Source organism: Streptomyces sp. NPDC048002 (assembly GCF_040653275.1).
Lineage (GTDB): Bacteria > Actinomycetota > Actinomycetes > Streptomycetales > Streptomycetaceae > Streptomyces.
In genome coordinates, this window is the sequence record NZ_JBEZNL010000001.1 from 257,618 (window position 1) to 271,008 (window position 13,391).

Consider the following 13,391-nt stretch of genomic DNA (forward strand, 5'->3'; position numbering starts at 1 on the left):
ATGCGACCGCCGTGCGACCGTGCCCTGCCGATGCGCGACTTCCGCCGACCGGTCCCAGCCCTAACCTCGACCCGAACTCGGGTATCCCCGGAGCCAGTTGGGGGCATGACGTCTCCACCGGCCGCGCAACCTCGAGGAGGGGCACGTGCTTGAGCCCGCGTACCAGGCGGACGTCGTCGTGGTGGGAGCCGGGATCGCCGGCCTCGCGGCGGCGCAACGGCTGACCAGCGCAGGAATGACGACCGCAGTCCTGGAGGCCGCCCATGACGTGGGCGGCCGCATGGCGACGGAGAAGGTCGACGGCTTCCGGCTCGACCGCGTCGGGCGGTTGATGTCCACGTCGTATCCCGAGCTACGGCTGACGCCGGGGCTCGACGCGCTCACCCTGAGCGCCTTCGACCCGGGGGTCCTGCTGCACAGTGACGGGCGCCGGCACCGGGTGGGCGCCGCGGCGTCCCAGGGTGGCGCGAGGGGCGCACTCCACACCGTGCGCGCCCTCGCGAGCGCCCCCCGGCCCCCTTCGGCGCCGCGCGCGCCGTTGGGCACGGCGGTCGACCAGGCCCGGCTGGTCGCCGCGCTGGCCCGGCTCGCGGGCACCCCCGCGGACCGGCTGCTGGCCCGGCCCGAGTCCCCGTCCCCGTCCCCGGACGGACGGGCTCCGGCGGCGCGCGGGCTGTCCGCCCGTACCGTCGACGGCTTCGTGCGGCCGCTGCTCGCTGCCCTGATGTGCGATCCGGAACCGGCGGTGTCCGGCCGCGGCGCGGATCTGGCGCTGCACTTCTTCGCGACCGGGCGGCTGTGCGTGCCGGAGGGCGGCGCGGAGGTGCTGCCGCACCTGCTCGCGCGGTCGCTGCCCGCCGGGACCGTGCACACCGGGGTGCGGGTCACCTCGGTCTCCACCACCTCGGTGACCACGGCGGAGCACGGGGTCTTCCGGTGCCGGGCCGTCCTGCTGGCCACCGGCGCGCGCACCGCGGCGGAGCTGCTGCCGGGGCTGCGGGTGCCGGACGCGCACCCGGTGACGGTGGTCCACCACACCACCGACGAGGCGCCCGCGACCGGCGGGGCGCTGCTGCTCGACGCCGACCGGGGCGGTCCGGTGGCGCACACGGCGGTGCTGAGCGCGGTGGACCCGACGCGGGCGCCGGCGGGCCGGGCCCTGGTGTCGTCCACCGTGCTCGGACCTCCGCCCGCCGACCTCGACACCGCGGTCCGCACCCATCTGGCCCGGCTCTACGGCACGTCCACGGCCCGCTGGGAGACCCTCGCGGTCCACCACACGCCGGAGGCCGTCCCCTCCGTGCGGCCGCCGTACGACCCGCACCGGCCGGTGCGCCTGCTGGCGGGCCTGTACATCTGCGGCGAGCACCGCGACACCGGGACCGTCCAGGGCGCCCTGCACTCGGCCCGCCGCGCGACCGACGCCCTCGTGGCGGACCTCGGCGCCACGGGCTCCCTGCACCGCGCGGACCCCGTACCGACGGTGCCGCGAGCGGCGTAGCGGCACCCGCCCCCGCGACGGGACCCGACGGAACGGGCGCGCCCGCGGGGCGGGTGGGCCGTATCGCGTCGTACCGACGCGGGGCGGGCGCCGAGAACCGCCGTACGGTGCGACGGGCGCGGCCCCCGCCGGGCCCGGACACCCTCGGGCGCCCCGGGCCCACGCTCCGGGCGCGCCGACGGGCGAAGCCGGGTGGCGGCCCCACGCTGTCCGGGGCGGCCCCACACTCCGGTGGGCCCGGTCAGGGCCGGGGTACCGCCGGTGCCGGGGGCCGGCGGTGCCTCGTGGGGTCAGGCCAACGCCGCGACCTTGTCGCGGTAGCCGCGGACCGGGGCGGCGTCCTTGTACGGCTCCAGCCTGCGCTCGAAGTCCCGGATGTACTCCACCGCCCGGACCGACCGCATCTCCGCCGCCTGGCCCGCGGCCTCCGCGCCCAGGTTGCACGCCTGGTCGAGTTCGCCGAGGCCGAGGCGGGCGGAGGCGAGGACGATCCGGCAGAACAGGCGGCTGCGGGCGAAGGCGGGGGCGCGCAGCTGGAGCGAGCGTTCGGCGTGCTGGGCCGCGGCCCGGAACTGCTGGAGGTCCCGGTGGCAGTGCCCGAACTCGTCCGCCAGCTGCGCCTCGTCGAAGAAGCGCGCCCAGTGCGGCACCTCGTCCCCGGCGCGGGCCGCCTCCAGCGCGCGCTCGGCCCGCACCAGCGAGGCCGTGCAGGCCCGCACCTCCCCCAGCACCCCGTGCCCGCGCGCCTCGGCGGAGTGCAGCAGCGCCTGGACGGTGGGCGGGGCGTTGGTGCCGACGCCCTGCTGGGCCACCCGGGCGAGCTGCACCGCCTCCCGGCCGTGCCCGAGATAGACGGCCTGCCGGCTCATGGTCACCAGGACGTAGGAGCCGTACGCCCGGTCCCCGGCGGCCTGGGCGAGCCGCAGCGACTGCACGTAGTACCGCTGGGCGAGGCCGTGCGCGGCGATGTCGTACGAGGTCCAGCCGGCCAGGCGGGTCAGGTCGGCGGCGGCCGCGAACAGTCTGCGGCCGGTCTGCTCGCCGTAGGTGCCGCGCAGCATCGGCTCGCACTCGTGCTCCAGGTAGCGGACCAGGGCCTGCCGGGCGTGGCCGCCGCCGTACATGTTGTCGAGGGTGCGGAAGAGTTCGCCGACCGAGCGCAGCGCGCTGATGTCGCCGCCGGTGACCCGCTGGCCGGGGCCGCGTTCGGCCTGGCCGCGCTGGCGGGGCACGGCGGGACGGCCCGGCTGCACGGGCACCCTGACGACCGTCTCGCCGTGCGCGACCCGGTCGTCGGCGCGGCCGATCAGCCAGTCCCGGCTCGGCACCACGAGCCCGGCCGGGGTGAAGGCGATCTTGCGCAGTTCGGCGTGGCTGCCGGAGTCCTTGCGCCACAGGCCGCTGACGATGTCGACGGCCTCCTCGGGGGTGGCGGCGAACTCCAGGCCGGCGTAGACGGGGGCGCAGGCGTCCAGGCCGAGGTCCTGGGCGGTGAGCCGGCGTCCGAGGCGGCGGGTGAAGACCTCGGCGATGAGGGCGGGGGTGGTGCCGCGCGGCTGCTGTCCGCGCAGCCACCGGGTCACGGAGGTCTTGTCGTATCTCAGGTCCAGCCCGTGTTCGAGTCCGAGCTGATCCACACGACGGGCCAGACCCGCGTTGGAGAACCCCGCTTCTGCGATGAGCGCGGCGAGCTGTCGGTTGGGAGTGCGCTGCGCGGGTCGTTCCGTCATCTGCGGTGCGGTCTCCTGCCTTCCGGGCTCTTGACTTGCCCGGATTGCCTGTGAGCAGCCCTTATGGCCTCTGCGAACGGCGCGAATGTAGCGGAGAGTGAGCAGGTGATCGCACACTTCCTCACCCGTTCATCCGATCGTGTGAGGATTGACCCCGGAGCTGACGTCCGACGGTCAGTCGTACAGTGGCGTAGGCATCCTTCGTGCCTTACGTCGTCCAGGGAGGCGCTTGCCGTGAGTGAGCTGCGGTTCGTCCGTATGGGGTTCGGCTCCGACGCCGTCGAGTACCAGGAGGCGTGGGACGAGCAGCGCCGGGTGCACGCGGCGCGGTTCGCCGACGAGGTCCCCGACACCGTGCTGCTGCTCGAACACCCGCCGGTGTACACGGCCGGGCGGCGCACCGCGGAGAACGAGCGCCCGCTGGACGGCACCCCGGTGATCGACGTGGACCGCGGCGGCAAGATCACCTGGCACGGGCCGGGCCAGCTGGTCGGCTACCCGATCCAGAAGCTCCCGCGTCCGGTGGACGTGGTGGCGCACGTGCGGCGGCTGGAGGAGGCCCTGATCCGCGCCTGCGCCGAGTTCGGCCTGGAGACCAGCCGGGTCGAGGGCCGCAGCGGTGTGTGGGTGCTCGGCGACCCGGTCGAGTCCCGGCCGGCCCTCGGTGGGCTGTCCCTGGACTTCGACCCCCGGCTGCACGACGAGGAGTTCGACCCGCGGCTGAACGGCCCCGAGTACGCGCCCTCCAACGCGGGCCAGCGCCGCGAGGACCGCAAGATCGCGGCGATCGGCATCCGGGTCGCCAAGGGCGTCACCATGCACGGCTTCGCGCTCAACGTGAACCCGGACAACAAGTGGTTCGACCGGATCATCCCGTGCGGCATCCGGGACGCGGGCGTCGCCTCCCTCGCCGCCGAGCTGGGCCGGGACGTGACCATCGCCGAGGTGCTGCCCGTCGTGGAGCGCCATCTGACGGACGTCCTGGAGAACGCCGACCTCCAGCCGCGGGAGATCGAGAGGGCGACCGCCTGACCGCGGGAATCAAGCCTGCGGCCATGAGGTTGGCCTCACAGGGGGACCGAGTAAACACGGGCGTACCCTGGTGTACGCCGAAGAATCGAATGCTTCGTTAGTCAATCAGCAGGGAGCCGATGTGTCCGCAGTAGCACCCGACGGACGCAAGATGCTGCGCCTGGAGGTCCGGAACGCCCAGACCCCCATCGAGCGCAAGCCCGAGTGGATCAAGACGCGGGCGAAAATGGGTCCCGAGTACACCGCGATGCAGAAGCTCGTGAAGAGCGAGGGCCTGCACACGGTCTGCCAGGAAGCCGGCTGTCCCAACATCTACGAGTGCTGGGAGGACCGCGAGGCGACCTTCCTCATCGGCGGCGACCAGTGCACCCGGCGCTGCGACTTCTGCCAGATCGACACCGGCAAGCCCGAGGCCCTGGACCGCGACGAGCCCCGCCGCGTCGGCGAGTCCGTGGTCACCATGGACCTGAACTACGCCACCATCACCGGCGTCGCCCGCGACGACCTGGAGGACGGCGGCGCCTGGCTGTACGCCGAGACCGTGCGCCAGATCCACCAGCAGACCGCCGCCCGCGAGGCCGGCCGCACCAAGGTCGAGCTGCTCGCCCCCGACTTCAACGCCGTCCCGGAGCTGCTCCAGCAGGTCTTCGAGTCCCGGCCCGAGGTCTTCGCGCACAACGTCGAGACGGTCCCGAGGATCTTCAAGCGGATCCGCCCCGGCTTCCGCTACGAGCGCTCCCTGAAGGTCATCACCGAGGCCCGCGACTTCGGCCTGGTGACCAAGTCCAACCTGATCCTCGGCATGGGCGAGACCCGCGAGGAGGTCAGCGAGGCACTCCGCCAGCTGCACGAGGCCGGCTGCGAGCTGATCACCATCACCCAGTACCTGCGCCCCTCCGTGCGCCACCACCCCGTGGAGCGCTGGGTCAAGCCCCAGGAGTTCGTGGAGCTGAAGGAGGAGGCCGAGCGGATCGGCTTCTCCGGCGTCATGTCCGGCCCGCTGGTGCGCTCCTCCTACCGCGCCGGACGGCTGTATCAGATGGCGGTGGAGAAGCGGGGCGCGTACATCGCCTCCCAGGCCGTCTGACGCACCGTCACCCTCCTTGCCCAGCACGGAGAGTGCGCGCGTGTGAATTCACGCACAAGCAACTACCCGCCAGTAACGGCCAATTCGGCGCGGTCCTGACCATCGTCCCAGTTGAGGGCACATGGCAGGACCGCGTCCGCGTTTCTGAGGTACCTCACAAGGCTTCATGGGCGTTTGACCGGTCAGTCACGCCCTGGTAACACCAATCTGTGAGCCTGGCTTCACGCCACGTGCACTCCGTACCCGGGAACCGCTACGAGGGGGACCTCCACCATGCAGGCCGCGCCGGTTCGTGCCACCGCCATCCCGTCCTTCTCCACCGCGCTGCGCGCCGTCGAGTCGCTGCTGATGAGCGGCGGCCAGCGCACCGCCCGTCAGAACGCCTGGACCTCCGTCCTGGAGGACCGCCGCCGCGCCAAGGACCGGGTCGAGGCCCAGCGGGTTCTGGATCAGACCTTCTCCGTGCGTTCCTGATCACCTCCCCGCCTCCGCCGGAATCCCCCTGGGATTCCTCCGCGGTTTCCCCGCCGGACACTGCCGTCGTCGGCACTCCGGGGGACACGTAGACTTCGTGCCATGGCGAGGAAGGAAACTGCAGCGGACGCTGCTAACCCCGGGCGACTGAAGCAGATCGCCCTGACCTACAAGATGACCCGCAGGGCCGACAAGAAGATCGGTCTTGTACTCGCGGCTGTAGGAATTGTCACCTTCGGTGTCTTCCTCGCGATCGGTTTCTTGATCGGTCACCCCATCTATCTCGGCATCCTGGGCCTCCTGCTCGCCTTCCTCGCGACGGCGATCGTGTTCGGGCGCCGAGCCGAGCGGGCGGCCTTCGGGCAGATGGAGGGACAGCCCGGCGCCGCGGCGGCCGTGCTGGACAACATCGGCCGGGGCTGGACGACCACCCCCGCGGTGGCGATGAACCGCAGCCAGGACGTGGTCCACCGGGCCGTCGGCAAGGCCGGCATCGTCCTGGTGGCCGAGGGCAACCCGAACCGGGTGAAGAGCCTGCTGGCCGCCGAGAAGAGGAAGATGAACCGCATCGTGGCGGACGTGCCCGTGCACGACCTGATCGTCGGCACCGGCGAGGACCAGGTCCAGCTCAAGAAGCTGCGCACGACCATGCTGAAGCTGCCGCGGGTGCTGTCCGGCCCCCAGGTGACCGCCACCAACGACCGGCTGCGCGCCATGGGCGACCTGATGAGCAACATGCCGCTGCCCAAGGGCCCGATGCCCAAGGGAATGAAGCTCCCCAAGGGCGGGCCGAAGGCTCGCTGACCTCCCGAGACGACACGACACGGAGGGGGCGCCCGGATTTCACCGGGCGCCCCCTCCGTTCTGCGTGCGTGCGAGTCCGTTCTGCGTGCGTGCGAGCCGCGCGCGCGGGGTCAGATGCGGACCTGGACGGTGCGCGCCAGCCGGTCGTGCAGGCCCCGGCCGTCACGGTCCCAGACCAGGGCCGGTACGGCGAGGCAGAGCAGCGCGCTGCGCAGCAGGGCCCGCAGCGGGTTGACCCGGCCGGTGTCGAGGGCGACGACCCTGAGCCCGAGGAGCCGCTTACCCGGAGTGAAGCCGACGGTGCCGACCGTCAGGGCGCTCATCAGGAAGAGCAGCAGCAGCGCCCAGTTCCCGGTCACCGAGTCATAGCCCTGGGTGATCAGGCCGTATGCGATCAAGAGGCACAGGCCCCAGTCCACGGCCAGGGCCCCGAGCCGGCGGCCGGGGCGGGCGACGGAGCCCGGCCCGTGCTCCGGCAGACCGAGTTGCTCGCCCCGGTACCCCAAGTCGACACCGGCCTCTTCCATGGCCGCGCGGGGGCCGGAGAGCCACGATCCGATTGCTTGCCTGTTGTCCACCCGTCCACGGTACTGCGCCCGTATATGACCCAGGACAGCCGGGGTGCGTCGGGGCTACGGTGGAACAGGACCCGGTTAACTTGTGCGAAACAAATGGGTCACGCACGAGAAATCACGCGTCCCTAGGGTCGAGGTCAGACTGTGCCACCGCACTGGCCGCACGAACGAACTACCACCCCGGCACGGACGGTCGGGAGTAGGAGGAGCTGGATGTTCCAGAACGCCGACGAGGCCAAGAAGTTCATCGCGGACGAGGACGTCAAGTTCGTCGACGTCAGGTTCTGCGACCTGCCGGGCGTCATGCAGCACTTCACGGTGCCCGTCGAGGCGTTCGACCCGGACGAGGAGCTCGCCTTCGACGGATCGTCGATCCGCGGCTTCCAGGCCATCCACGAGTCCGACATGGCGCTGCGCGCGGACCTGTCGACCGCCCGGGTCGACCCCTTCCGCCGCGACAAGACGCTCAACATCAACTTCTTCATCCACGACCCGATCACGGGCGAGCAGTACTCCCGTGACCCGCGCAACGTGGCGAAGAAGGCGGAGGCGTACCTCGCCTCGACCGGGATCGCGGACACCGCGTACTTCGGTCCCGAGGCCGAGTTCTACGTCTTCGACTCCGTCCGCTTCGCGACCGGCGCGAACGAGTCCTTCTACCACATCGACTCCGAGGCGGGCGCCTGGAACACCGGCGCCGTCGAGAACAACCGTGGTTACAAGGTCCGCTACAAGGGCGGCTACTTCCCGGTCCCGCCGGTCGACCACTTCGCCGACCTGCGCGCCGAGATCTCCCTGGAGCTGGACCGCCAGGGCTTGAAGGTCGAGCGCCAGCACCACGAGGTGGGCACCGCCGGCCAGGCCGAGATCAACTACAAGTTCAACACGCTGCTCGCCGCCGCGGACGACCTCCAGCTCTTCAAGTACATCGTGAAGAACGTGGCCTGGCGCAACGGCAAGACCGCGACCTTCATGCCGAAGCCGATCTTCGGTGACAACGGCTCGGGCATGCACGTGCACCAGTCGCTGTGGACCAACGGCGACCCGCTGTTCTACGACGAGGCCGGTTACGCGGGCCTGTCGGACACCGCCCGCTACTACATCGGCGGCATCCTCAAGCACGCCCCGTCGCTGCTGGCGTTCACCAACCCGACGGTGAACTCCTACCACCGCCTGGTGCCGGGCTTCGAGGCGCCGATCAACCTGGTGTACTCGCAGCGCAACCGCTCCGCGGCCATGCGTATCCCGATCACGGGCTCCAACCCGAAGGCCAAGCGCGTCGAGTTCCGCGCGCCCGACTCCTCCGGCAACCCGTACCTGGCCTTCTCGGCCCTGCTGCTCGCGGGCCTGGACGGCATCAAGAACAAGATCGAGCCGGCCGAGCCGATCGACAAGGACCTCTACGAGCTGGCTCCCGAGGAGCACGCGAACGTGGCCCAGGTCCCGACCTCGCTCCCGGCGGTCCTCGACTCGCTGGAGCGCGACCACGAGTTCCTCCTCCAGGGCGACGTCTTCACGCCGGACCTGATCGAGACGTGGATCGACCTCAAGCGCACCACGGAGATCGCCCCGCTCCAGCTGCGTCCGCACCCGCACGAGTTCGAGCTCTACTTCGACGTGTGATCCAGCCCCAGGTCAGCGCGGTCGTCCGTGCTCCTGGACCGTCTGTGGGCCGCCGGCCGTGTCCTTCCCTCACCGGAAGGGCACGGCCGGCGGTCGTTTCCGGACCGGTCCGCGAACCCCTGGAAGGAGGCGGACCGGTCCGGACGGTCGGCGTATCGTGGAGGGTACTGATGTTCGAGAAGGGTCACGGGGATGTCCGAACAGGACGATGCCGAACGAGAGTTCGACATCAAATGGGCTGATGACGCCGCCCACAAGGAACCGTCGGCGCGGGCGCGGATGCTCGCCGCGCGCTGGAAGGAGAACCCGCCCGGACCGGTGCCCTTCCGCGGCGACCCGGATCCGCCGCGGCGCGGCCGGCACCGGTCGTGGATCACCACCGTCGTGGTGCTGGGCATCGTGGCGGCGGTCATCGTGCTGCTCGGGTACGTGAACCTCCGGGGCGGCTCCTACTGATCGCCCCGGGCGATCGCACGGGAAGCCTCTGCCCTCCCTGGGCACATTCCGTACCGCGCCATCGGCCGCGGGCGATGCACACTGGCAGTGGGACGAGTGCCTGACTGCGGGGTGATGCAGATGCGGAGCCGCTTCGCGAGCGACCGGCGACTGACCGCCAGGATGGGGATCACGCTGTTCCTGCTCGGTCTGCTGTACGTGGCCTTCGTGGCCGCGCTGATCGTGCTGCTGAAGTCGTGGGTGCTGGTCGTGGTGGTGGCCGCCGGGTTCCTCGGCGCGCAGTACTGGTTCTCCGACCGGATAGCGCTGTTCGCGATGCGCGGGCGGGCCGTCGAGCGCGAGGAGTATCCGGAGCTGCACGGCGTGGTCGACCGGCTGAGCGCCCTGGCCGGCATGCCGAAGCCCGCCGTGGCCGTGTCCGACCTGGACATGCCGAACGCGTTCGCCACCGGGCGCAGTCCCGATCACGCCGTGGTGTGCGTGACCACCGGGCTGCTGCGCAGGCTGGAGCCCGAGGAGCTGGAGGGCGTGCTGGCGCACGAGCTGTCCCACGTCGCGCACAAGGACGTCGCCGTGATCACGATCGCCTCGTTCCTCGGGGTGATCGCCGGGCTGATCGTGCGGTTCGCCTTCTACAGCCAGCTGTTCGGCGGCGGGCGCCGGGACCAGAACACCGCGGTCGCCCTCGCCGCCGTGATGGGGGTGTCGGCCGCCGTGTACGCGCTCAGCTTCCTGCTGATCAGGGCCCTGTCCCGGTACCGGGAGCTGGCCGCGGACCGGGCGGCGGCACTGCTCACCGGACGGCCCTCGGCGCTGGCCGCCGCGCTCACCAAGGTCAGCGGCGACATCGCCCGGATCCCGACCAAGGACCTGCGCACCGCCCAGGCCTTCAACGCCTTCTACTTCACCCCGGCGCTCGGCCGGAACCCCGGCCTCGCACGGCTGTTCTCCACGCACCCGAGCCTGGAGCAGCGGCTGGAACAGCTGGGGCGGATCTCCGACGAGCTGGGCTCGGCGGCTCCCGGAGGGGCCTGACCATGGGACTGCTGGACGTTCTGCTCGGCCGTACGAAGCCGGTCGCGCCCGATCTGGACCGCCTGTTCGCGCTGCCCTCGGCCGCGGTGACGCTGGAGGCCGCCACCGGTCTGGTGCCGACCGGGAGCGGCGCGGTGTGCTTCGCCACCGTCGAGGGCGCGGCCTTCGAGCAGACCCACCGCGAGGTCCAGGCGCTGCTGGACGCCGACGCGGACCGTGACGGCTCTCCGGTACGGCTGACCCGGGACGGCTACGGCTACTCGTGGCTGGTGTCCGAGCGCGCGCCGGACCGGCTCCCGGAGCTGGTGAACGATCTGCACGCGGTGAACAGCGCGATGGAGGCCAACGGCTTCGGCCCGCAGCTGCTCTGCTCGCTGGCGGGCTTCCGCGACCCGGCCGGGGAGCGCGCGCTGGCGCTGGTCTACCTGTACAAGCGCGGGACCTTCTACCCCTTCGCGCCGCTGCCCGGCGAGGGACAGCGGCGCGACAACGCGTTGGAACTCAGGGTGAGGGCGGCGCTCGGTGACGACCTGCGGATGGAGGAGGACCTCGCCCGCTGGTTCCCGGTGTGGGGTGCCCCCGGGTTGTGACCGGACCTCAGCGGCGCGGGCCGCGCTCCTGCCGACGGGCTTCCAGGGGGCGCTCGCGACGGTAGCGGCGCTCCCACTTGGCCTGGGTGTCGCGCCGGTCCCGGTAGGAGCGGTAGTCCGACGGCATCCCGCCGGAACCGCCCGGCCGGGTGGCCGACGAGGCGTCCCGCCCGTAGCGCACGTACAGGAAGAGCACGGCGACCGCGGCGAGCCAGTAGAGGGGGTTTCCGAACCCCAGGACGACCAGGACGACCGTCCCGGAGATGACGATGGTGCCCATCACGGGCCTCCGTGGGCGTGGGTGGGTGACGGAGCGGTACTGGACGCGACGGGGCGGGGGGACGCCGGGGGCGGGGCGTCCGGCCGTCGGTGCGTAGAGAGTAGCCCCGTGTCAGCCGGGTGACGCCGGTCCTGCGGGAACCGGATGAGGGGGGCTCCGCTGCGCGTATCCAGCGTAGGAAGGCGGTCACTCGGCGTGCATCCCCTTTTCCGCCGCCCTAGAGTCGGAGCGGTTGCGCAAAAGCCGCAATACAGGAGATCTCGTACGGAACCAGGGGTGCCTCACGATGAGCGATCTCTTCGTCATCGCCTACAACGACGTCGCCACGGCCAACCAGGTGCGCGAGAAGCTGTTCGAGCTGTCCAAGCAGCATCTGGTGGAGCTGGAGGACGCGGTGGTCGTCGAGCGCCGCCAGGACGGGAAGATCAAGCTGCACCAGGCGGTCAGCCACACGGCCGTCGGCGCGGCCGGGGGCGCGCTGTGGGGCGGTGTGATCGGACTGCTCTTCCTGGCCCCGCTGCTCGGCGCCGCGGTGGGCGCGGCGGCCGGTGCCGCGGGCGGCGCGGTCACCGACACCGGTATCAACGACAACTTCATGAAGGACCTCAGCGAGAATCTGCGCCCGGGGGCGGGCGCGCTGTTCGTCCTGGTCAAGAAGGCCGCGGAGGACAAGGTGATCCCCCAGCTGACGCCTTTCGGCGGCGAGTTGGTGCAGACCTCGCTCAGCAAGGCCGACGAGGACCATCTGCGCGAGGCCATCGAGGCGGCGCTCAAGCAGCCCTCGGCCTGAGCCCGGACGGCCCGGGATCACACGTCCGGGGCCGCCCGGAGCACACCCGCCGCCACCGCCGCGCGCAGAGCCGCGTGGTCGGTGGCGGTCTGGTTCGCGTAGCTCGTCGCGAAGTCGGCGACGGCCCGTTCGAAGGTGTCGGAGCCGCCCAGGTAGGAGGCGATCGCGATCCGGTCGCCCGAGCGGGCGTGCGCCCTCGCCAGCGCGGTGCCGCAGAGCCGGGCGTACCGGCGCAGTTCGCGCGGGCCCATGGCGGCGACCTCCACCGAGCCCTTCATGTCGCGCAGTTGGCGCCAGTAGTAGGCGCGGCCCTGCGGTCCGGTCATCCAGCCGAGGAAGATGTCGCCGGCGGCCTGCATCAGCCGCTGGCCGGCCACGACGCGGCGCCCGGGGTGGACGTACGGCCCGGTCGGCAGGTGCTCCTCCAGTACCGACCTGCGGGCCTCCTTGATCTGGAGGAACAGGGGGTCGTCGGCGTCGCGGCCGGCGAGCAGCACGATGAAGCAGCGGGTGCCGACGCTGCCGACGCCGACGACCTTGCGGGCGGCGTCGGTGAACCGGTAGCGGTCGAGCAGCAGCCGGCGCTCCTCGGCGAGGGTGGAGCGGTAGTCGCTGAAGATCTTGCGCAGCGCGGCGGTGTCGGAGGCGCCGGCCGCCTCCAGCAGCGGCGGGTCCAGGATGATGCGGCGGCGGCCGTCCACGGTCTCGGTGAGCTTGCCGAGGGCCTGGAGGCTGGTGCGGCGGCGGGCGCGGGTGAGGGTGGCGCCGACCCGGCGGCGGCCCCGGGTGCCGCGGGCGAGGGCGAGCAGGGTGTCGGCGTCGATGTGCTCGTACCAGACGTCGAGTTCACCGAGGCCGGCCAGGCGGCGCATCCCGGTGCGGTACGCGGCGGCGGCCGCGAGCGCCGAGCGGTGCACGTCGGTCTCGCGGTGGCTGTTCTCGCGTGCGGCGACGGCGACGCTGGCCGCGAGGCGCTTGACGTCCCATTCGAAGGGGCCGGGGAAGGTCTCGTCGAAGTCGTTGAGGTCGAAGAGCAGCCGGCGCTCCGGGGAGGCGTACAGGCCGAAGTTGAGCAGGTGCGCGTCGCCGCAGAGCTGGACGGTGAGGCCGGTGTGCGGGGAGGCGGCCAGGTCGGCGGCGAGGACGGCGGCGGCGCCGCGCAGGAAGGCGAAGGGCGAGGCGGACATCCGGCCGTACCGGATCGGGAGCAGTTCCGGGAGCCGGTCGCGGCCCTGGCGCTCCAGTACGCCGACGGGGTCGGGCCGGTCCACGGAGGGCAGCCACAGGGCGTGCGCGGAGCGGGGTACCCGCTTGCGGGCGTCCTTTCCGCGCCGGGCGCGGTCGGCGGGCGCGCTCATGGGCGGGCCGGGACCCTGGGTACCCGCAGACGCTCCATCGGACCTCCCCGGTCGCC

The 13,391-nt window shown here is 72.0% G+C and carries 14 protein-coding genes; 10 read left to right on the top strand and 4 right to left on the bottom strand.

What is annotated here, in order from left to right; translation table 11 throughout:
- Positions 1-145 precede the first annotated feature (145 nt).
- Entirely contained in the window at positions 146-1,501 is a 1,356-nt protein-coding gene (locus AB0E07_RS01165) for an NAD(P)/FAD-dependent oxidoreductase (RefSeq protein WP_362245038.1), read from the top strand.
- Positions 1,502-1,791: 290 nt separating this feature from the next.
- Here the strand turns inward: AB0E07_RS01165 and AB0E07_RS01170 are convergent, their stop codons facing one another.
- The gene (locus AB0E07_RS01170) at positions 1,792-3,231 is read right to left on the bottom strand and encodes a regulator (protein WP_362245040.1); all 1,440 of its coding nucleotides are present in this window, start codon (positions 3,229-3,231) and stop codon (positions 1,792-1,794) included.
- Positions 3,232-3,465: 234 nt separating this feature from the next.
- Between AB0E07_RS01170 and lipB the strand changes: the two genes are divergently transcribed.
- The 4 genes from lipB (at position 3,466) to AB0E07_RS01190 (ending at position 6,628) form a co-directional block, all read left to right on the top strand.
- Complete coding sequence (gene lipB, locus AB0E07_RS01175; RefSeq protein WP_362245042.1) at positions 3,466-4,263, top strand: lipoyl(octanoyl) transferase LipB; 798 nt, start codon at positions 3,466-3,468, stop codon at positions 4,261-4,263.
- A gap of 121 nt (positions 4,264-4,384) precedes the next feature.
- Positions 4,385-5,350 (top strand): lipoyl synthase, encoded by a 966-nt coding sequence (gene lipA / locus AB0E07_RS01180; protein ID WP_362245044.1) that lies wholly within the window; start codon positions 4,385-4,387, stop codon positions 5,348-5,350.
- Between the two features lie 273 nt (positions 5,351-5,623).
- Positions 5,624-5,824: a hypothetical protein gene (locus AB0E07_RS01185; protein ID WP_362245046.1), complete on the top strand. Its 201-nt coding sequence runs from the start codon at positions 5,624-5,626 to the stop codon at positions 5,822-5,824.
- A 102-nt stretch (positions 5,825-5,926) separates the two neighbouring features.
- A complete protein-coding gene (locus tag AB0E07_RS01190; RefSeq protein ID WP_362245048.1) occupies positions 5,927-6,628 on the top strand; it encodes a DUF4191 domain-containing protein in 702 nt (233 codons plus the stop codon).
- Between the two features lie 110 nt (positions 6,629-6,738).
- Here the strand turns inward: AB0E07_RS01190 and AB0E07_RS01195 are convergent, their stop codons facing one another.
- Positions 6,739-7,206, bottom strand: coding sequence for an RDD family protein (locus tag AB0E07_RS01195; protein WP_362245050.1), 468 nt, complete (start codon positions 7,204-7,206; stop codon positions 6,739-6,741).
- A gap of 210 nt (positions 7,207-7,416) precedes the next feature.
- On the opposite strand from AB0E07_RS01195, the gene glnA reads away from it, so the two are divergent.
- The 4 genes from glnA to AB0E07_RS01215 all read left to right on the top strand — a co-directional run bounded on the left by glnA (position 7,417) and on the right by AB0E07_RS01215 (position 10,907).
- A complete protein-coding gene (glnA, locus tag AB0E07_RS01200) occupies positions 7,417-8,826 on the top strand; it encodes a type I glutamate--ammonia ligase (RefSeq protein ID WP_362245052.1) in 1,410 nt (469 codons plus the stop codon).
- A 192-nt stretch (positions 8,827-9,018) separates the two neighbouring features.
- The gene (locus tag AB0E07_RS01205) at positions 9,019-9,282 is read left to right on the top strand and encodes a hypothetical protein (protein WP_362245054.1); all 264 of its coding nucleotides are present in this window, start codon (positions 9,019-9,021) and stop codon (positions 9,280-9,282) included.
- Between the two features lie 120 nt (positions 9,283-9,402).
- A complete protein-coding gene (gene htpX / locus AB0E07_RS01210; protein WP_362245056.1) occupies positions 9,403-10,317 on the top strand; it encodes a zinc metalloprotease HtpX in 915 nt (304 codons plus the stop codon).
- Between the two features lie 2 nt (positions 10,318-10,319).
- On the top strand, positions 10,320-10,907 hold the full coding sequence (locus tag AB0E07_RS01215) for a hypothetical protein (RefSeq protein ID WP_362245058.1): 588 nt from the start codon (positions 10,320-10,322) through the stop codon (positions 10,905-10,907).
- 7 nt (positions 10,908-10,914) lie between these two features.
- Here the strand turns inward: AB0E07_RS01215 and AB0E07_RS01220 are convergent, their stop codons facing one another.
- Positions 10,915-11,187: a hypothetical protein gene (locus tag AB0E07_RS01220; protein ID WP_362245060.1), complete on the bottom strand. Its 273-nt coding sequence runs from the start codon at positions 11,185-11,187 to the stop codon at positions 10,915-10,917.
- Positions 11,188-11,473: 286 nt separating this feature from the next.
- On the opposite strand from AB0E07_RS01220, the gene AB0E07_RS01225 reads away from it, so the two are divergent.
- Positions 11,474-11,977, top strand: a complete 504-nt coding sequence (locus AB0E07_RS01225; RefSeq protein WP_362245062.1) for a DUF1269 domain-containing protein — start codon at positions 11,474-11,476, stop codon at positions 11,975-11,977.
- A 17-nt stretch (positions 11,978-11,994) separates the two neighbouring features.
- Here AB0E07_RS01225 and AB0E07_RS01230 read toward each other — a convergent pair whose 3' ends face one another.
- Entirely contained in the window at positions 11,995-13,335 is a 1,341-nt protein-coding gene (locus AB0E07_RS01230) for a DUF2252 domain-containing protein (protein ID WP_362245064.1), read from the bottom strand.
- Between the last annotated feature and the right edge of the window lie 56 nt (positions 13,336-13,391).